This is a genomic window from Marinobacter profundi, from assembly GCF_002744715.1.
In the GTDB taxonomy this organism is placed as follows: domain Bacteria; phylum Pseudomonadota; class Gammaproteobacteria; order Pseudomonadales; family Oleiphilaceae; genus Marinobacter; species Marinobacter profundi.
Genome location: NZ_KZ319370.1, coordinates 350,198 through 370,134 on the forward strand (window position 1 = coordinate 350,198; position 19,937 = coordinate 370,134).

Annotated in this window: 15 protein-coding genes; 9 read left to right on the forward strand and 6 right to left on the reverse strand. The window is 63.1% G+C overall.

Annotation, left to right across the window (positions count from 1 at the left end; genetic code table 11):
* Positions 1-2: 2 nt before the first annotated feature.
* From CLH61_RS09605 to CLH61_RS09615, 3 genes are all read left to right on the forward strand, one after another.
* Positions 3-1,802 (forward strand): acyl-CoA dehydrogenase, encoded by a 1,800-nt coding sequence (locus CLH61_RS09605; protein ID WP_099614491.1) that lies wholly within the window; start codon positions 3-5, stop codon positions 1,800-1,802.
* A 100-nt stretch (positions 1,803-1,902) separates the two neighbouring features.
* Positions 1,903-3,009, forward strand: a complete 1,107-nt coding sequence (locus CLH61_RS09610) for a zinc-binding dehydrogenase (protein ID WP_099614492.1) — start codon at positions 1,903-1,905, stop codon at positions 3,007-3,009.
* Positions 3,010-3,024: 15 nt separating this feature from the next.
* Positions 3,025-4,440, forward strand: coding sequence for an aldehyde dehydrogenase family protein (locus CLH61_RS09615; protein ID WP_099614493.1), 1,416 nt, complete (start codon positions 3,025-3,027; stop codon positions 4,438-4,440).
* A gap of 166 nt (positions 4,441-4,606) precedes the next feature.
* Here CLH61_RS09615 and CLH61_RS09620 read toward each other — a convergent pair whose 3' ends face one another.
* Positions 4,607-5,185 carry a QsdR family transcriptional regulator gene (locus CLH61_RS09620; RefSeq protein WP_228152595.1) on the reverse strand — a complete coding sequence of 193 codons (579 nt, stop codon included), beginning with the start codon at positions 5,183-5,185 and terminating at the stop codon, positions 4,607-4,609.
* A gap of 54 nt (positions 5,186-5,239) precedes the next feature.
* Here CLH61_RS09620 and CLH61_RS09625 point away from each other — a divergent pair, with 54 nt between their 5' ends.
* The 5 genes from CLH61_RS09625 to msrB all read left to right on the forward strand — a co-directional run bounded on the left by CLH61_RS09625 (position 5,240) and on the right by msrB (position 10,190).
* Positions 5,240-6,214, forward strand: coding sequence for an NAD(P)H-dependent flavin oxidoreductase (locus CLH61_RS09625; RefSeq protein ID WP_099614495.1), 975 nt, complete (start codon positions 5,240-5,242; stop codon positions 6,212-6,214).
* A 146-nt stretch (positions 6,215-6,360) separates the two neighbouring features.
* Positions 6,361-6,648 (forward strand): hypothetical protein, encoded by a 288-nt coding sequence (locus CLH61_RS09630; protein WP_143752136.1) that lies wholly within the window; start codon positions 6,361-6,363, stop codon positions 6,646-6,648.
* Between the two features lie 35 nt (positions 6,649-6,683).
* Complete coding sequence (locus CLH61_RS09635; RefSeq protein ID WP_099614497.1) at positions 6,684-7,385, forward strand: response regulator transcription factor; 702 nt, start codon at positions 6,684-6,686, stop codon at positions 7,383-7,385.
* A gap of 3 nt (positions 7,386-7,388) precedes the next feature.
* Positions 7,389-8,870 (forward strand): sensor histidine kinase, encoded by a 1,482-nt coding sequence (locus tag CLH61_RS09640; RefSeq protein WP_099614498.1) that lies wholly within the window; start codon positions 7,389-7,391, stop codon positions 8,868-8,870.
* Between the two features lie 105 nt (positions 8,871-8,975).
* A complete protein-coding gene (gene msrB, locus CLH61_RS09645; protein ID WP_099614499.1) occupies positions 8,976-10,190 on the forward strand; it encodes a peptide-methionine (R)-S-oxide reductase MsrB in 1,215 nt (404 codons plus the stop codon).
* Here the strand turns inward: msrB and CLH61_RS09650 are convergent.
* The 4 genes from CLH61_RS09650 to CLH61_RS09665 all read right to left on the reverse strand — a co-directional run bounded on the left by CLH61_RS09650 (position 10,187) and on the right by CLH61_RS09665 (position 18,459).
* Entirely contained in the window at positions 10,187-10,939 is a 753-nt protein-coding gene (locus CLH61_RS09650) for a 3'-5' exonuclease (protein ID WP_099614500.1), read from the reverse strand. The genes msrB and CLH61_RS09650 overlap by 4 nt on opposite strands.
* A complete protein-coding gene (locus tag CLH61_RS09655) occupies positions 10,932-12,806 on the reverse strand; it encodes a putative nucleotidyltransferase substrate binding domain-containing protein (RefSeq protein WP_099614501.1) in 1,875 nt (624 codons plus the stop codon). The genes CLH61_RS09650 and CLH61_RS09655 overlap by 8 nt, the downstream gene beginning before the upstream one ends.
* 119 nt (positions 12,807-12,925) lie before the next feature.
* Positions 12,926-15,925: a parallel beta-helix domain-containing protein gene (locus tag CLH61_RS09660; protein ID WP_099614502.1), complete on the reverse strand. Its 3,000-nt coding sequence runs from the start codon at positions 15,923-15,925 to the stop codon at positions 12,926-12,928.
* A 65-nt stretch (positions 15,926-15,990) separates the two neighbouring features.
* Positions 15,991-18,459 carry an amidohydrolase family protein gene (locus CLH61_RS09665; RefSeq protein WP_099614503.1) on the reverse strand — a complete coding sequence of 823 codons (2,469 nt, stop codon included), beginning with the start codon at positions 18,457-18,459 and terminating at the stop codon, positions 15,991-15,993.
* Between the two features lie 312 nt (positions 18,460-18,771).
* Here CLH61_RS09665 and cobU point away from each other — a divergent pair, with 312 nt between their 5' ends.
* Positions 18,772-19,302 carry a bifunctional adenosylcobinamide kinase/adenosylcobinamide-phosphate guanylyltransferase gene (gene cobU / locus CLH61_RS09670; RefSeq protein WP_099614504.1) on the forward strand — a complete coding sequence of 177 codons (531 nt, stop codon included), beginning with the start codon at positions 18,772-18,774 and terminating at the stop codon, positions 19,300-19,302.
* A gap of 12 nt (positions 19,303-19,314) precedes the next feature.
* On the opposite strand, the gene CLH61_RS09675 is transcribed toward cobU, so the two are convergent.
* Positions 19,315-19,935, reverse strand: a complete 621-nt coding sequence (locus CLH61_RS09675; RefSeq protein ID WP_099614505.1) for a histidine phosphatase family protein — start codon at positions 19,933-19,935, stop codon at positions 19,315-19,317.
* Between the last annotated feature and the right edge of the window lie 2 nt (positions 19,936-19,937).

Genomic DNA, 19,937 nt, shown 5'->3' on the forward strand with positions numbered 1-19,937 from the left:
CCATGCAGAAGATCATCAACCCCCAGGACCTGGCGTTTCAGCTCTTTGAGCTTCACGAGGTCGAACAGGCGCTGGGTTACCCGCGCTATGCCGAGCATAACCGGGAAACCCTGCAGGCGGCGCTGGACCTTGCCCTGAAAGTGGCCGCCGAGGAATTCGCCACCCACGCCCGGCTGGTTGACGAGGAAGAGCCGCGCTTCGAGGACGGTCGGGTGGTGATGCGGCCGGAGGTGCGGCAGGCACTGGATGTTCTGCGGGACACCGGCCTGATGGCGGCCGGCCAGGACTTTGAACGCGGCGGCATGCAACTGCCGGCCGCGGTGGCCCAGATGTGTGTGGGGTTGCTCAAGGGTGCCAACGTCGGCACCCAGGGCTACGCCGGCCTGACCATTGCTGCCGCCAACCTGATCATGGCCCAGGGCAATGAATACCAGCAGAAGAAATACGCCGAGCCGATGATGGCCGGCCGATTCTTCGGAACCATGTGCCTGACCGAGCCCCATGCCGGTTCGTCGCTGGGTGACCTGCGCACCCGTGCCGAGCCCCGGGAAGACGGCAGCTATCGCCTGTTCGGCAACAAGATCTTCATCTCGGCCGGTGACCACGAGCTGAGCGACAACATCATTCACATGGTGCTGGCCCGTCTGCCGGATGCCCCGCCGGGGGTAAAAGGGATTTCGCTGTTCATCGTGCCGAAGATCCTGGTCAATGACGACGGCAGCCTCGGTGCCCGCAATGACGTGGCCCTGGCCGGCCTGATCCACAAGATGGGGTACCGGGGTACCACCTCCACCATGCTCAATTTCGGTGAGCAGGACGGTGCCGTGGGTTACCTGGTAGGCGAAGCCAACCATGGCCTCGCCGCCATGTTCCACATGATGAACGAAGCCCGCATCGGTGTTGGCCTGGGTTCGGTGATGCTCGGGTACACCGGCTATCTCCACGCCCTGGAGTACGCCCGCGAGCGCAAGCAGGGTCGCCCGGTGGGCGAGAAAGACCCGCTGACCCCGCAGGTGCCGCTGATCCGCCACGCCGACATCCGCCGCATGCTGCTGACCCAGAAAGCCTACGTCGAAGGTGGCCTGGCGCTGTGCCTGCAGGGCGCCATGCTGGTGGACGAAAAGAAACACGCCGCCAGCGAAGACCAGCGCCAGCTTGCCGCCGGCCTGCTGGATCTGCTCACCCCGGTCATCAAGTCCTGGCCATCCCAGTTCTGCCTGGAAGCCAACAGCCTGGCGATCCAGGTGCACGGTGGCTACGGTTATACCCGGGAATACCCGGTCGAGCAGTTCTACCGCGACAACCGCCTCAACCCGATCCACGAAGGCACCCACGGCATCCAGGGCGTCGACCTGCTGGGCCGCAAGGTCTCCCTGGCCGGTGGCCGGTTCTACCGGGAACTGCTGGACCGCATCGCCGCCACCATCGGCGAAGCCCGTGGCATCGACCGGCTGACAGCCAGCGCCGACCATCTGGAGCGGGCCGTCCGCGCCCTTGCGGAGGCGACCACGACCCTCAATGCCGAGAAAGCGGCGGGCAAGGTGGAGCAAGCCCTGGCCAACGCTTCGCTCTATCTGGAAGCCTTCGGCCATACCGTCGTTGGCTGGCTCTGGCTGCGACAGGCAATCAAGGCCAATGCCGGTTTGCAGGGCAACGGCGGGCAGACAGCGGAATTCTACGAGGGTAAGGTAAAAGCCTGCGAGTACTTTGCCAGGTATGAATTGCCAAAGGTGGTCACCCTGGCCGGGTTGCTGAATGCGGTCGATACCACCGCCCTGGGCATGACCGACGCAGAGTTCTGAGTAATCCGGAGGCATTCTGAAGCTGCAAGCCGGGCCAACTCCCTGGTCTGCAGGCTGCCGACTCCAGCCACTAACGACAAGAACCAAGGAGCAAAACCCGATGGACAGAAAAGCCAAAGCCGTTGTCTGCCGCGAATGGGGTCAGCCCGTTCAGGTTGAAACCATCACCGTGGAAGGCCCCAAGCGGGACGAAATCACCCTCCGGATCGGCGCCTGCGGCGTCTGTCACAGCGACCTCTCCGCCACCACCGGCAAGATCCCCTACCCGCCACCCCTGGTCCTGGGCCACGAAGCCGCCGGTGTTGTGGTGGAAGTGGGCGAAGGCGTGACCGCCTTCAAGGAAGGGGACCACGTAGTCAGCTCCTTCATCTCCATGTGCGGCAAATGCCGACAGTGCGTTCGTGGCCGGCCGGTGCTGTGCGAGAACGCCCGCAACGCCATGTTCACCCTGCCGGATGGCACGGTACGAACCAAAGACGCCAATGGTGAACCCCTCAACGTGTTCGGCGCCTGCGGGGTGATGGCCGAATACGCCACCATGCACGTGGACAACTGCGTCAAGGTGGACGACACCGTGCCCATGCAGAACGCCGCCCTGGTGGGCTGTGCCGTGATGACCGGCGTTGGTGCCGTATTCAATACCGCGAAGGTGGAGCCGGGTTCCCGTACTGCGGTCTTCGGTATCGGTGGCGTCGGCCTCAACGCGATACAGGGCTGCGCCACCGCCGGCGCCGAAATGATCGTTGCGGTGGACAGCAACCCCGGCAAACTGGAAATGGCGAAACAGTTTGGCGCCACCCATACCATCAATATCAACGAGGTGGACGACGCCGCCAAAGCGGTGAAGAAACTGACCGGTGGGGTTGATTACGCGTTCGAATGCGTGGGTGCCGGAGCGGTGGTCGAGCAGGCCTACAAATCCCTCGGTCGTGGCGGCACTGCCGTGGTTGTCGGCGTGGCCGACCCGAAGGACAAAACCGCCATCACAACCCTGACCCTGCCGGCGGACGAGCGGGTTCTGAAGGGCAGCTGGCTCGGTTCTGCCCGCCCCCAGCACGACTTCCCCCGTATTCTCGGCCTCTACAAGGCCGGTAAACTCAAGCTCGACGAACTGGTCACCCGCACCTACAGCATTGATGACGCTGCCCAGGCCTTTGATGATATGGTGGCCGGCAAGAACGCCCGTGGCGTGATTGTGTTTGACTGATCAAGGAGCAGAGCTATGAAGAATCTCAGCAAGAACTATATCAACGGTCAGTGGCAGGACTGGAGTGGTGACACCATCGATGTCCACGAGGCGGCGACCGGTGAGGTGATTGCCCGGGTGCCATCCTCCGGCCGGGCCGAGATGGAACAGGCCATTGCCGCTGCCGATGCGGCGTTTGCCGACTGGTCAGAGAGTTCCCTGGAAACCCGCATCAAGGTGCTGGAACAGCTCCATGCCGGCCTCAAGGAACGGGCCGGCGACATTGCCGAGGCGGTGTGCCGTGAAGTGGGTATGCCACTCAAACTGTCCGGCATCATTCAGGCCGGGCTGCCGGCCACGGTCACCAAGACCTACCTGAAGATGTTGCCGGACTATCCGTTCACCGAGCAGTCCGGTAACTCGGAAGTGCAGTACGCCCCGGTGGGTGTGGTCGGTTGCATCACGCCGTGGAACTATCCCCTGCACCAGGTCATCCTGAAGATTGTGCCGGCCCTGGCCGCCGGCTGCACGGTGGTGCTCAAGCCGTCGGAAATTGCGCCCCAGAGCGCGTACATCCTGGCCGAAATCCTCGATGCGACCGATTTGCCCAAAGGGGTGTTCAACCTGGTTTGCGGTCTCGGCCAGACGGTTGGCGATACCCTGATCAAACACCCGGCGGTACGGATGGTGTCGTTCACCGGTTCCACCCGCACCGGCCACCTGATTGCCCACGCCGCGGCCGATGACTTCAAGCGCATTGCCCTGGAGATGGGCGGCAAGTCGGCGTCGGTCATTCTGCCGGATGCCGACCTGGCGGCGGCGGTGAAGGGCACGGTCACCAACTGCCTGCAGAACTCGGGCCAGACCTGTACCGCACTGACCCGCATGCTGGTGCCTGCAGACCGCCACGACGAGGCCTGTGAACTGGCCGCTGCGGTGATGGCGAAGATGACCCTGGGCAATCCGCTGGACGAGGCCACCCGCCTTGGCCCATTGGCGTCGGCCCAGCAGCGTGACAGGGTGGTGGAGTACATCCGGCTGGGTATCGAGGAGGGGGCCACGCTGGTCACTGGCGGCCCGGACGCACCGGAAGGCCTGGAGCAGGGCTATTTCGTGAAGCCGACGGTGTTCGGTCATGTCAAGCCGGATGCCCGTATCGCCCAGGAAGAGATTTTTGGCCCGGTGCTGTGCGTGATTCCCTACCGCGACGAAGCCGAAGCGGTCCGCATTGCCAACGGCACCGCCTATGGGCTGTCCGGGGCGGTATGGTCGGCCGATGCCGCGAAGGCAAAACAGGTGGCAGGCAAGCTGCGTACCGGCCAGGTGTTCGTCAACGGTGGCGCGTTCAATCCGCTGGCGCCGTTCGGTGGTTTCGGCCATTCCGGCATCGGACGGGAGTTTGGCAAGTGGGGGCTGGAGGAGTTTCTGGAGGTGCGGTCGTTGCAGCTGTAACGGAGCGAACCTGCCCGAGTGCCGTGATTGCCTGCCAGGCAAGCGGTGGGTCCGGGGCGAGGGCTCTTTTCTTCTGGGAAAAATAACTCGCTGCGCTCAGACATCTTTTTCCCGGCAGAAAAGAGCCCCCACCCCGGACCTCATGAATGTCGGTGGAGTGCCTCGTTCAGGCTTTGCCGCCCAGCAGGATGCGGACGGCGGTGCAGGCATCCTCCAGTTCTTCTTCCCGCGGTTCGCGGCCGCAGATAATGTCGCTGTACAGGCAGGATTCGGCGAGCCGCACCATGAAGTAGGACAGGCTATCGATGTTCATCGGGGGGTTGAGGTGGCCGGAGGCGACCTGGTCCCGCAGGGTCCGGGTGTTGGCTTCCACGGTGCGGCTGTGCAGGGTGGACTGGGATGAGGTGAGGATTTTCAGGGCGTATTCCGGGTCTTCATGCACGAAGCGCCGCAGCGGCTCGGAATGGAGCAGGGTATAGTTGATGCGCCGATAGACGCCCACCACGAAGTCCACCCCCTCGCCGGGGGTTTCGGTAAGCGCCTGCAGGCGGACCGGTTCGTAGAGTGACCAGAGAATTTCGCCCATCAGCAGGTCCTTGTTGCCGACCCAGCGGAACAGGGTGGCCCGTCCGATGTTGAGTTCGGCCGCCAGCGACGCCAGGTGAATTCGCTCGCCCTTGAGCCACATCCGGCGTGCGCGGCGGAAGGCATCGGCAGGTGTGGCTTTTGTTATTTTAGTGGTCACTGAAACCTCATTTTACTTTTGGACCAATTCTAACCACAAAGCAGGGTTCCCGCTATGAAGACCAGAATTACGGAACTGTTCGGCATCGAGCATCCGATCATCCAGGGCGGCATGCACTGGGTCGGCTACGCCGAACTGGCCGCCGCGGTGTCCAATGCCGGCGGCCTCGGTATCCTCACCGCGCTGACCCAGCCCAGCCCGGAAGACCTGGCGCGGGAAATTGCCCGCTGCCGCGAGATGACGGACAAGCCGTTTGGGGTCAACCTCACCTTCCTGCCGTCGTTCAAGGAGCCCCCGTACCCGGAATACATCCAGGCCATTATCGATGGCGGCGTCAAAATCGTTGAGACCGCCGGTCGCAGTCCGGAAAAGTACCTGCCCCAGCTCAAGGCGGCGGGCATCCGGGTGATTCACAAGTGCACCTCGGTCCGTCATGCGCTGAAGGCAGAACGGATCGGCTGTGACGCGGTGAGTGTGGACGGTTTCGAGTGTGCCGGGCATCCCGGTGAAGACGACATCCCCAACTTCATCCTGTTGCCGCGGGCCGCAGAAGCCCTGTCGATTCCCTTTGTCGCGTCCGGTGGGATGGCCGACGGCCGCAGCCTGGTGGCTGCCATGGCGTTGGGCGCGGAGGGTATCAACATGGGGACCCGCTTCCTGGCTACCCGGGAAGCCCCGATACATGAGCGGGTGAAAGAGACCATTGTTGATTCGGATGAACTACAGACCCGACTGATCATGCGCCCGCTCCGGAATACGGAGCGGGTCCTTCGCAATCGGGCCGTGGATGAAATCATCCGCATCGAGGCCGAGAAGGGCAGCGACACCACCATCGACGATATCCGCCACCTGGTAACCGGCGCCAAGGGCAAGCTGGTGCTCCATGAGGGCCGCATGGATGAGGCGGCCTGGAGTTGCGGCATGGTCGCCGGACTGATCCATGACATTCCCAGTTGCGACGAACTGATCAGCCGGATCATGGCCGAGGCCCACGCCATTGTGCGTGAGCGACTGGCCAGCTTCCTGTAGCCCGCCGCTGGCGTGATCATTTCGTGATATTTCCGCGATAGACTCTTTATCCGGATGTGACGCTACCGTAAAGCTATGCTGCGAATCTTATCCGTGTGGCGGGCTACTGGTGCCCGCACCCTTGATAACCACACGGAGAGATTACCATGCAACCACTGACACGAATGTTTGTGGCCGTCATGCTGGGCGTTGGCGCCTCGTTTGCCCTTGCAGACGAAATGGGGGCGTCCGCCGAGACCATGAATGACGACGGGATGATGGCGGAAGAATCCATGGAAAAGGGCATGGGAAAAGAGGACATGACCAATGACATGGAGCAGGGTAAGAAAGGCGATACCATGAAGGACATGGAACAGGACGACATGGACACCACGACCATGGACGATGACACCATGCCCATGGACGACACTATGGACAAGGACACCATGGAATAACCGTTGCCGGAACTGTCCATCAGGGCCAGGAAACCATGACGCGAACCGTACTGATCATTGAGGATAACCCCGGTATTGGCGAGCTGGTGCGTATGCAGGTGACCGACCTGGGCATGAGGGCCATTCTCGCCGGCCGTGGTGATGAGGGCCTCGAGCGCTTTCATCAGGGCGGGATTGACCTGGTGATCCTGGACCTGATGCTTCCCGGGATGGATGGCCTGGCGGTGTGCCGGGAAATCCGCTCGGGTACCGGTTACGTTCCGGTGCTGATGCTCACGGCCAAGAGTTCCGAGCTGGACCGGGTTCTTGGCCTGGAGATGGGGGCCGATGACTACCTGACCAAGCCATTCAGCGTGGCCGAGCTGGCAGCCCGTATCAAGGCGCTGTTCCGTCGGGTTGATGCCCTGTCATCCGGGAACGCCCATGAGAGTGAAACGGAAGAAGTGGTGGTGGAGGGCCTCCGGATCGATCCGGTGCGTCACCGCGTCTTCAGGAATGATCGGGAGGTTGAGCTGACTGCCCGGGAATTCGATCTGCTCTGGCATTTTGTTCGCCACCGTGGCCGGGTGTTCAGCCGCGCGCAGTTACTGGATGCGGTATGGGGTTACAACCATGAAGGCTATGAGCACACGGTAAATACCCACATCAATCGACTCCGGAACAAGATCGAGGCTGACCCGGCCCAGCCCCGATACATCCAAACGGTCTGGGGCGTCGGTTACCGGTTTATGGACTGAATCATGGCGCTGTCACTGTTCCGAACGCTCTACGCCCGGCTGGCGCTTGGTCTGTTTTTGCTGCTGGTCATTGTTGGCGGCCTGTTCACGGTCCTCAGCCTCTATTCGGTGCGTGAGTACACCGCTGCGGTCAATCAGGAACTCAATCGTGACCTTGCCCGTAACCTGGTTTCCGATCGCAATCTGGTGACGGACGGCCAGCTCGATCAGGAAGCGCTGAAAAAGCTGTTCGACCTGTACATGACCATCAACCCCGGTATCGAGATCTATCTCCTGGGACCTGAAGGCCGGATCCTGTCCTACTCCGCTGACCCGGACCGGATCAAGCGCAACCGGGTTTCCCTGGAGCCGATCCGGACTCTGCTTGCCCAACCCGGCGCGTTCCCGCTCCCGGGGGATGACCCCCGCAGTCACGACCGTCGCAAGGTATTTTCGGTAACCGCCGTGCCCTTCGAGAATGGTCGCTCGGGTTACCTGTACGTCGTGCTCCGGGGCGAGGAATATGACCTTGCCGAGAGCATGGTGCACAGCAATCAGTTACTGCAGATGGGGGCGGGAGCCCTGGCAATCAGCCTGGTCGTCGGCCTGCTGGCAGGGTTGGTGTTCTTTCATCTGCTGACCCGGCGACTGTCCCGACTGACCGATCGGGTGGAAAACTTCGAAATAAACGGCGAGCTTCTGGTGCCGGAGACACAGGAATACCCTGTCTCCCGGGGGGACGACATCGATTACCTGGCGGCACGGTTTGACCAGATGGCCAGCCGGATTGCCGCCCAAATGGATCTTCTGAAAGACAAGGACCACCAGCGCCGGCAGATGGTTGCCCAGGTCTCCCATGACCTGCGCACCCCGCTGGCGTCCATCCAGGGCTACCTGGAAGCCCTGAAAATGAAACAGGCCGACCTGGATTCCGCTGAACGAGCCCGATTCCTGGACGTAGCCCTGGCGGAAACCTGGCGCCTCGGCCGACTGGTCGAGGAGTTGTTCGAACTGGCCGCGCTGGAGGCCAGGGAGAAACAGCCGTCCCCGGAACCCTTCATGATGGCCGAGCTGCTGCACGATGTGGTCCAGAAACACCAGCCCGAAGCGGAGCGTGCATCGGTACGGCTCCGGATCACTGACGCTGAGGGAGTCATGGTGATGGCGGACATTGCCATGACCGAGCGTGTCCTCGACAATCTGATCAGCAACGCCATTGCCCACGCCCCTGCCAACAGCGACGTGGCCCTGGCCGTTCGGCAGGACGAGGATGCCGTGCTGCTGACTGTCTCGGATGCCGGGGCCGGCATCGATCCCCAGGACAGCGCCCACCTGTTCGAGCCTTTCTACCAGGGGGTCGGGGCCGCAAATACCGGTCATGCGGGCCTGGGACTGGCCATCGCCCGACGCATGGTGGATCTCCAGCAAGGCCGGATCGAGGTCCGGAATCTCGAGCCGACCGGTGCCGAGTTCCGGGTCTGGTTGCCGCTCGCCAGCACCCGTTAACGCCCGAAAAATCCACGCCGTTATAGATTCGTAATACTCCGTGAACGGTTTCGTGAAGCCGCAGGGTTAGGCTGACAGCATGGCATCAAGCACAGGAGATGTACCATGAAACGCAGAAACTCAGGTTTTGCTCTCGTTCTGTCCCTGATAGTGGCGGGCGTGGCATATACGTCGCTCGCCACCGCAGGCAAGCATGATACCAACGATACCGAATTTGCCCCGGAGAACCCGGACCTGGCGGTCGCGACCTTCGCCGGCGGCTGCTTCTGGTGTGTGGAAGCGGGGTACGAGAAGGTGCCCGGTGTGGTCGAGGCGGTCTCCGGCTATGCCGGGGGCAGTGTCGAAAATCCCACGTACAAGCAGGTCTCGTCTGGCAGCACCGGTCATACCGAGGCGGTCCAGGTCTACTACGACGCGGATGAAATCACCTATGAGGGGTTGTTGCAGGGGCTGTGGCGGATGATGGATCCGACCGACGCCAATGGCCAGTTTGTCGATCGGGGCAAGCAGTACCGGCCGGCGATTTTCTACCACAACGCCGAACAGAAGCGTCTGGCCGAGGCTGCCAAGCGGGAGCTGCAGGCATCGGGTATCTACGACAAGACGGTGGTGATTGAAATCGTTCCGCTGGATACTTTCTATCCGGCTGAGAAGTACCACCAGGATTATTACAAGAAGAATCCCCTGCGCTACAAGTTCTACACCTTCAACTCCGGTCGTTATCAGTTCATCGAGAAGGTCTATGGCGAGGACTATGAGCTGGACTTCTCGAAGTTCCGGCCCGCAGCCATGGAATCAGACGGGCAAAGCAAGGGTTTTGACCCGCAAGCCTTCGTGAAGCCCGACCGTGCCATTCTGAAGCGCCAGCTCACCGAGCTGCAGTTCGAGGTAACTCAGGAAGACGGCACCGAACGGGCGTTCAGCAACGAATACTGGGACAACAAACAGGCTGGAATCTATGTGGACATCGTGTCCGGCGAGCCCTTGTTCTCATCCCGCGACAAGTACAAGTCCGGCACCGGCTGGCCAAGCTTCACCCGCCCGATCCGTCCGGATGCGGTGGTGGAGAAGGCGGACAACACCCTGTTCATGAAGCGCACCGAAATCCGTAGCCGGTATGCCGACTCTCATCTGGGCCATGTGTTCGACGACGGCCCACTGCCCACCGGGCTTCGCTACTGCATGAACTCGGCGGCGCTGCGCTTCATTCCGCTGGCAGAGATGGAGGCCGAGGGTTATGGCGCGCTGATTGGCAGCGTGACCAGCAAAGCGACCGGCGAGCCGGCCAGCAGCAACGGTGTTTCCGCGACGGGGCGTTAGAGCCAGAGGTCCCCGATCGGGGTTTGCGGGCTGAAGTGATGCTGGATCTGGGCCTGCAGCAGCTCCGCGGTGGCCAGGGCATCGACCATCGCGTTATGGGAGGCGTAGTGGGGCAGGTTATAGCGCCTGCGGCTGTCGGCCAGCCGGATCGACACCGGTTTCTTGCCCAGCAGCCGCTGCCAGAGTGCGGGCTGGCGGTCGGGGTGCAGGTGCGCTTCGATTTCCATGGTGTCGAGCACCGGAAACTGGATGCTTTCCTGCAGTCGCCATTGCAGGGCGGCATTGAGAAACGGCTGCTCGATACCGCGATAGTGCACCACCGGTACCCGCCCTGCCAGGGCACTCAACAGCTCCCCGAAGCGTTCCCCGATGTCCGGCGCCTGCTGCAGGTCGCTGTGGGTAATGCCGTGGATGGTGACCGAGGTCCGGCTCAGGGATTTCTTCGGTTTGACCAGCCAGTGCTGGCCCTCGCCGGGCCGGATTGCGGCAAGAGTGAAGGGCACCAGCCCGATACTGACGATGGAGTCCCACTCGGCGTCCAGCCCGGTGGTTTCGAAATCCAGCGCAACCAGTGGTACCTCCGCGATGGGGGTGTCCGCCGCCGGGCATCCGGTGCGGTAAAACGCCTGCAGCCGCGGGTCCCTGGCCTGGTCGGCCAGCTCGCGGTAGCGTTCCGGCCAGGGCTTGCGATTGCCGAAGGGGCCGCGGTCGCTCCCTGCCACCGGGCCGCGGATCGTCGCATCAGACATGGCGGCCGGCCACCGAACCGTAGCGGAAGCGGAGGAACTTCTGGGCATTGTTGACCACCTGGAAGGCATCTTTCAGGTGGCTGCGTTCGAACGGCGACAGGTCCTGGGGGCGCACATTGTTGTCCGGCTCGCGGCCCGCCTCGATGGCGAGGGCCTGGTGGCGGATCCGCACGATGGAGATGAACTCCAGGGCGTCCCGCAGGTTACCCACACTTTCCCCCTGCAGCAGCCGGGTGCGGGCAATGTCGTTGAGGCGCTCGAAGGAGTTCTGGGCCCGGGAGCCGGAGGCCAGGGCGTGAATCCGGATCAGGTCTGACAGCGGCGCGGTGCCGCGCCGTTTCAGGTTGAAGGTCTTGTTGTGTTCGCCGTCCTCTTCCAGCACAAAGGTGCGGAAAAAGCCCAGCGGCGGCGTACGGTTGAGGGCATTGCGGGCCAGCATGGCGAGGAATCGCTGGCTGTTGGACGCCTTGTCGGCCACCAGGGTTTTCAGCTGTTCGGCGAAGCGGGTCTCGCCGTGGATGCCGTCCAGGTCGAAGAAAATGTTGCTGTTGAGCAGGGCTTCCGCCCGCGGATCCTCGATCCAGTCGGTGAAGTAGGACTTCCACACCTTCAGGGGCTGACGCCATTTCGGGTTGGTGGCCATGATATCCCCGGTACAGTAACTGTAGCCGCACTGGGCGAGGCCATCGCTGACAAACCGGGCCAGTTCCAGGAAGTAGCCGTCATGCTGCTCGGGCACGAAGCTGTCATCGAGGATCATCGCGTTGTCCTGATCGGTCACCACCAGCTGCTCGTCCCTCGCCATCGAGCCCAGGGCCATGAAGCAGTAGGGCACCGGTGGCGGGCCTAGTTTCTCTTCGCCGAGCTCCAGCAGGCGCTGGGTGAAGCTGCGGCCGATCCCGGCCATGGCGCTGCCGATCATGTGGGAGTTGGCGTCTTCATTGACCATGCGGACAAAGCTGTCACGGACATCACGGCTGATCTTCTTCAGGCCCTTCACGTCCTGCTGGTGATAGATGTTGCTCACCAGGTACAGGCTGCTCTGGCTCTCGTACTTGACGATATCGGACAGCGCAATCACGCCCCGTACCTCGTCGCCGTCCATCACCGGCAGATGATGGACGTTGTTGTGCAGCATGGTGAGCATGGCTTCGAAGATAAAGGCGTTGGCGCGGGTGGTGATCAGGCCCTCAGTCATGATGTCGCTGATCGGGGTTTCTGACGGCAGCGCCTCGCTGAGTGCGCGGGTGCGCAGATCCCGGTCGGTGATGATGCCCTGCAGGTGGGGCTGGTCGCTATCCTCCGCCATCAGCAACAGTGCCGATACGCCATGCTCGGTCATGATGCGGGCGGCTTCCTGCAGACGGATGGTGCAGGGTGCCGACACTGGTGCCCGGGAAATCAGCCGGGTGACCCGGGAGGTCATCAGCTCGTTGGATTTTTCCCGCCGGGACAATGCGGAACGCAGTCGGCTGCGGTCTTCAATTTCAACAAAATCGGCGAAATTGTCGTCATTTTCCCACAAATACTGGAATATTTCGTCGGGAATGCGATAAACGAGGCTGTCTTCCAGCGCCTTGACCGGAAACCGCACCTGCTTGTTCATCAACAGGCCGAACTGGCCGAAGATCTCGCCCTCGCCAATGCGGTTGTAAAGCTCGCCTGAGCGGCGGAACACTTCCACCGCGCCGCTGCGGATGTAATACAGCCAGTGGTTGGGTTGGCCGATGGCCAGAATCGGAGTGCCGGCGCGGTAGTAGGCCACTTCAATCCGTTCCACTACCCTGTCGAGCATCGCGTCCGGCAACTCTTCGAACGGCGGAAACTGTGCCATGTGGTTGCGGATGTCGATCAACTCGGCCTGCATGAAATCTCCCGTAGGGGTTGGGGTGTTTGGGAGCAATATAGCAGCGGGAGTGGGCAGGGGCCATGACAGTGCGGTCCTGGAACGGGGACAGACCCGAGGCCTGCCCCCGTTCCCGGGGCTTACTGCAGCGCCTGGAAAATGCTGCCGTTGCCGCAGGCATCGCCATTGGCGTAGCTGCTGTCCACCACCGTGTTGATCCACTGGGTCAGCAGCGCCACGCCTTCGTCATGGGCGACGCTGCGGGCGATCGGCGGCATGCGCCGCTGGGGGTCGCTGTCGTCGGCCATGCGGCAGGCTACGATGGAGCTGTCGGCATCACCCGGTACCACGATGTGCTGGCGGCCGCAGGAGCCGCCGCCCGTGGCCGTGGGCTTCTTGCAGATGCCGTAGCCGGCGTCCACGGTGCGGAAATGGTCGAGGTAATAACCGGTATTGGACGCCGCGCCACGGTCGTTATGGCAGTGCTGGCAGTTCACCTCCAGGTAGGCCCGCAGCCGTGCCTCGATATCGGCCGCCGAACCGGCCACCGCGCCGCTGTCGCCGGGGAGGTTCCAGTGGGGCAGCCGTTCAATGTTGGTGGCAACGCCACGGTTATCGATCTGCAGTGCCGGCAGGTTGGTCAGAATGCCCTGGTCCGCCCAGTACTGCAGCTGGTTAACCCGCGGGAAGCCGCCCTGGCCGCCGGTGCCCATGAACGACGATTCCGGCGCGTAGGCCCGGTTGAGGTTGCGGGGTTTCGGGCCGATGGGCGCGGCACCGGATTCCACATCGTCATTGCTGTGACAGGTGATGCACTGGTTGGCGTTGGGAATGGCGTAGGCCGCGGTGCTGCCGCTGACCAGCTCGCCGGTGACCTCATCCTGGTAATGCCAGCTGACGGCGCGGGTGCCACCGCCCATGGCCAGCCTGGCGACGGGCTGGCCGTCACTGCCGGTTTCCCAGATATAGGTGGGCCCGTCCCAGAACGCCTTGCCGCTCTCGCTGACCCGCTTGATCAGCAGGCGGGTTTCCACCAGTTCTTCCGTGCCGGTGCTTTCATCGGTGAACGCAAAGGTTTTGGCGATCACCGTGCCGGTCGGGAAGTGAAGGGTGCCGTTGACGTTGCTGCCACCCTGGCCGTCCACATACACCGCCCTGGTGCCGGGGGGCACGAAGGCAACCCGGTATTTGGTGGCGTAGTCGGAGAACAGTTTGCTGTTCAGCACAAAGGGCACGCCGCCCTCATTGGGGGTGCTGCGGGGGTCGTGGGGGTCGGCGAACAGGTTGTACTGGTCGAGGGTGGGGCAGTTCACCGCCAGGGCGTCGCGGTTCACCACGCCGGGCCTCGCAGGTTTGCTGCACAACCGGTTGATGTACTCCGCGCTGGGAGCCGGGTCGACCGTGCCGCTGCGCTGGAACGGCGGAATGGTGACCCGTGGCAGCGGGGCCAGCACGGTACCAAAGCGGGCCTGGCAGTCATGGACCGTGGCATCGGTATCCGCAACCACTCCGGTCAGCCCCTCAAACACCGATTGCAGGCCTTCAGGGGTGAGGATGGCGGGGTCCTGTTCGGCAGCCGCGAGCACCAGTTCCAGCCCCTGGGTGCCGTGGAAATTCATGTAGGCCTGGCTTTCCGGGCCCAGGTCGTTGTCATGGAAACAGGAGCCCCACCGGGGTAGCTTGCGGTTGCCGGCGGTGTCGAACTTGTAGGCGTTATAGTGGCAGGCCGGGTTGGGGTGTTCGTTGGTGTGAATCGGTTTGCCATGGGCGTCCTTCGGTACCGGCTGGCCACTGGCGTCCAGCGGAAACGGGCAGTCACCGTCCAGCTCATCCAGCAGGCCGTCCCAGACGATGTGCGCGCCCTGGCCGGGATTGCCGAGGTTTTTCAGGCCGATCAGCGTCGGCAGCACGCTTTCCACCTGGCCCTCCAGCAACACCTTCTCGAGGTTCGGCGGCGGCAGGTCGTAGCCGGAATTGCGCATCACATTGTGGTGGATGTGCAGGCCCTCGGTGTAGGGATCCAGTTTCTTGTCGGCGGTCTTGCCCTTGCCGTCGATCAGCTCGTAGCTGGTGTAGATGACCGCCGCGGTGCTGTGATCCTCGAAGGTGTTGTTGAAGATCTCGATATTGTCGTAGCCCAGGGTGATGAAGCCGGTGCCGCGGGGGACGGCAGACACCAGGCCACTGTGGGCGAAGTTGTAGGTGTTGTTGTTGCGGGCAACGTTGTTGAGCATCACCGAGGTATCACCGTACTGGGTGATGTTCTCCAGGTCGTAGATCAGGAAGCCGCCGGTATTGCACTCGGCCAGGTTGCTGTCGTACTCGCCGCCCTGGACGTTCTCGATCTCGAAGCCCATGACGTTGTATACCGCACGGCTGTTGCGGATGATCGCGGTGTTGGTCTGGCCGACATAGATACCGGCGTCGGAGGCACCCACCGATTCGGAGTTATCCACCAGGATGTTCTCCGATTCCACCGGGTAGATGCCGTAGCGGCCGCTGGCGGAGCTGGGGATGTAATCCGGGGTCGGGTCGCCCTCGTTCAGCGGCGGGTTGGTGCACTGCACCTGCAGCCGGTTGGCGTAGTTGCTGGCGGTGATGGGCTCGCCGCCACCGGACCAGATGGCGCGCACGTTGCGCAGGGTGCCCCATTTCACGCCCTTGAGCTTGAAGGCATCCCCCGGTGAGTCGGCAATGGTCAGGTCCTGGACGGTGATTCCCCGCACGTTGAGGGCTTCCAGGCCGGTGACGTTGTCGCTGTTGCGGAACGACAGCACGGTGTCATCCTTGCCGCAGCCCTTGATGAGCACATCCTCGGTGGCCTGGATCAGCAGGCCATGGTCCAGTTCGATAAAGCCGCAGCCAAACGCCAGGGTATCGCCCGGGCGCAGTTGGATCATTGCGCTGACCATGTCGGCAGTGGCGTCGGGGCCGGCGTCGACCCGGAACACCCGGCCGTCACTGAAGCGGGATTGCTGGTCACCGGCCACGGGGTTGCTGGTGGTATCCGGGCGGGCGCCGGCGGGTGCGTCACTGCCGCCGCCTCCGAAGCATCCACCGAGTAACAGGCTGGCCAGCAGCAAGGGCAGCAGGCGGACCGCCGAATAATCCGCGCGCCCGGGAAGGAATGTGTTGTTCATGCGAAGTCTCTCCCAAGGGCCCCGCCCGGTGTCCGGGCAGGGCCGGTAAGGTTGTTGTGGCGCGATTACAGCGGCGCGTTCTCGATGCGTTCCCACATCCGCAGGTAGGCTTCGGCGGAGGTGAACAGCTGGTTGATGGCGTCATCCACCTGCGCCGGACTGCGCTCGCTGTGGCGGATCATGTCGGCAATCTGGTCCGGGTAGAGGCCGTAATGAGCCACCCCGCGGCCGTCGTAGAGACCGAACTCGCGGTCCCCGGTGCGTTGCTTGCCAAAACGGATCCGGCCATCAATGGAAGTGAACGGGTACAGCCCGGCCTCATCCGTTGCGGTGCCAGGGTTGGCGGCGAGCTGGGCAATGCCGTTAACGTCGGAGGCGAAGCCGGCACCGCCGAACGGGCCCACTTTGTACTGTTCCGCCCGCGGCCGGTTGCCGTCCCGGGTCAGTTTGTCGACCCAGTTGTCGCGGGTGCCGCCGAACGACGCGGTGATACCGCCTTGGGCTGCAATGCGGTCCCGCAGGGCTTCGGTGCCACCCCAGCCGCCGTGGCTGTTGATGACCGGGTAGTCGAGGGGCTCGGTCAGGGCGAGAATCCGCGCGGCGGCCTTGCGGCTGATGTGGTCGGTCTCGATCATCATCTTGCGACGGATCAGCTCGCGGATCAGGAAATCACCGAGGTCACTGAGGCCGCGGCGGTTACACAGCTGGTCAGTACCGCGACGGGGGTCCAGTGCGGCCATTTCTTCCGGAGATTCCGGGAAGCGTTCACCCAGGTAATCCATCTGGTACAGCAGCTGGTCCACCAGGCCGAAGGGCTGCAGGTCGGCGTTCTGGTCTGGTTCGCCGCCGTTGTACTCCACTTCCTCCGGGCATTCCTCGAACTCCACCGGGTGACCGGTCTCCAGCAGGTTGCCGGCATACAGCACGGGGCCGATGCCAATCCCGGTGGACAGGTCGGGCAGGTGGCCGCCAAAGGCGTTGTCGAACTTGTGGACCGGGAAAATATTGCGCACACCCAGCTGGTAGAGCTGATCCAGCCGCTCGGTGATGTCCTCCCGGGTGCATTCGGCGACACCGAGGAACTCGCCGCAGCGGAAGATCTTGGACATTTCGATGCCCAGTACGACGGCGAGCTTGCCGTCGTCAATCACCTGGCGCGCCTCGCCGGGGCTGGTCACGATGCGGAACCAGCCGGCGCCGGGGCCGCCGTGCTGGGCATCGATGTAGTCCTGCATTTCATACATCCGCTGGATCTGCAGCAGGATGGCGGCCATCGGATCGCAGTCGTTCTGCTTCTGCGGATTGATGCGGCACAGCACCTCGTTGTGCACCAGGTGGTTAACAATGATCTTCATGCCGGCCAGGTGCGCCCGCTCCAGCCAGCGGTAGTAGCTCTGGTGGTGCTGCAGCGAGTTGTAGCGTGGCCAGTCGTTGAAGCTGGGCCAGCCCTGGGTGTCGTGCAGGCCGATGCCGGTGGTGGCCAGCTCCACGAAGCCGGTGGCGCCCCAGGGGCCGTGGTTGGCCTCGCAGTTCTCCAGCGCGTGGGTGACGCCGAAACGGTGGAAGGGAGCGCCGTAGTTGACCCGCCCGCCGATGAATTCATAGGCCGAGATGTGGGAATGGGTGTCGACGAAACCGAAGACATCGTCCTGGTCGATGCCTTTGACATTACGGAAGCGGTCTACGTCCTTCAGGTAGATGGCGGGGCCCTCGCCGCTCAGGTCCTCGGCATTGAGTTCGGCCTCCGGGTAACTGTCGCAGCCGCTGGCGGCGGTTAGCCGGAACTCATTGCCGGCATCGGCCAGCGGCGGTGAGACCAGCCCCAGACCGTCCTCGTTGACGCCGAGCAGCAGGCCGGTAACGTCGGAAGCCAGGGTAAAACGCGCCTCACCAAGCTGATTGAGTTGCCAGACGGCGAGGTCGCTGGGGCTGTCGACCATTGCCAGGGCCGGCCGTACGGTGATGTTGGCCAGCTGGTCGCCACTGAACTCGATGCTTTCGCCGATGGCGCGAACCGCACTGCCCAGCGGTGCAAGCGGATCCAGCAGCAGGTTGGTGGTATCGCCGAGGCCGGCCACCAGGTAGCTGACCTCACCGATGAAGCTGCCGCCCGCGTCGAGAAACTCGCCGGCCGGATCGCTGATGCCGAGCAGTTCGAAGTGTCCGGTTTCACCGCTGGAGCGCTGGTAGCCGGACATCAGCAGGTAGGAGCCGAGTGCGGTAGGACGCAGGTAGAAGGGGGTGGCGCTGCCGGCATCCGCAGTAGTGGTGTAGCCGCCGGCCCCGGGGGCAGCGGCGACAAACTGACCGGAGGATTCCAGCAGATAACAGCCATTGGCAAAGCTGTAACGGGTGATGGCAGGCTGGCGGGTGATATTGACCCCGTTCTGCTCACCGCCGACGACAGGAACCGCCGTTGCCGGAGTAGCTGGCTCGCCGTCCCCGCCGATGCAGCCGGTCAGTGCCAGCAGGGTGGTCGCCAGGGCGGCCGTGAGTGTCCGTAGCCGCGGTACGGACCGGTAGTTGCTTTCCATGTTTACCTCTCATTCGTGTGGCGGGCCGGTGCCTCCGGCTCACGGTTTTTTTATTGTTGAGGCGTTTTTGTTATTGGTTTTTATCAGGACGTTGCTCCGGGCTTGCCGGTTCAAACGTGACACGTTGTAGCATATTGCCCGGGTGTGACGTAGTTCACATTGGGCCATGATTTGCCTGCGCCTTCGCTTTCCGTCACGATGCGGCGATCCTGCCGCCGGCTTTAAGTGCCGCCCTCCCGGTGGCCAAAAGGTGGTTTGGTTATTTGGTGAGTTTGTAAATTGAAGCATCAGCAAATCGGAGAACAGAGCGAGATGACGGGAAAACACACGCTGGTGCTGGGCGGCATTCGCTCCGGTAAAACCGCGCTGGCGGAACAGTTCGCCGCCACTGCCAGTGGGGATGTCGTTTACGTCGCAACCGCCACCGCGGGGGATGCCGAGATGGCTGACCGGATCCGCCGCCACCAGCAGAGCCGGCCCGCGCACTGGGCGCTGGCGGAAGAGCCGCTGCACCTGGCGACGGTGCTGGCGGCTCGTGCCGCCGCGCCGCAGGCGCCACTGCTGCTGGTGGACTGCATGAGCCTGTGGCTGAGCAACCTGCTGTTTGCCGGTGAGGAGGTGTTCGGGCGGGAGCGTGAGGGCTTTCTTGCCGCCCTGGAGTGCTATCCCGGCTCGGTCGTGATCGTCAGCAACGAAGTGGGGCTGGGTACCATCGGCATGGATCCGCTGACCCGCCGCTTTTGCGATGAACTGGGCTGGCTGAACCAGGCCCTGGCGCAGCGCTGTGAACGGGTGGTGATGAGCCTGGCGGGGCTACCGCTGGTGCTGAAGGGCGCGCTATAGGGGCCGCCCTGCTCAGCGGTCGCTGGCGGGCGGGTAGTGGCTCAGCAGGCTGCGAAATTCGCCGTGCGCTGAGCGGTCGACCTGAATCCGGCTGCGGCAGGCGTAAGGCACCGCGAAACCGGTAAAGGATTTTGCCAGTGGAATGCCCAGAATTTCCGCCAGCACCATGCGGATGACCCCACCGTGACACACCACCAGTACCCGCTGCCCCGCCAGTTGTTGCTGCCAGTGGCTGAAGCTTTGGGTCACCCGCTGATAAAACGCGGTAACGGCTTCGCCCCTTGGCGGGATGAAGTTGACCGAATCCTGCCAGAAGCGATCAAGGTGGTCGCCGTAACGCTGTTGAACCTGTTCGGCGGTTAGCCCTTCCCAGTCACCGAAGCCGATTTCCCGCAGACCCTCGTCAACATGCAGCGGTATCTGGCGCTCCCCGGCGAGCTTTTCGGCAAACCGCCGGCAGCGGACCATGGGGGAGCTGACAATCACCTGCCAGTGGTCCTCCGGCGTAACAGCGCTTTCCATCTGCTGCCAGCCCTTGTCGCTCAGCGGATCATCCAGGCTGCCGCGGAACTTCAGGCCGCCCTCGGGTTCACCGTGGCGGATCAGGTCGATCAGGGTGGTGGTGTGGGTCATCG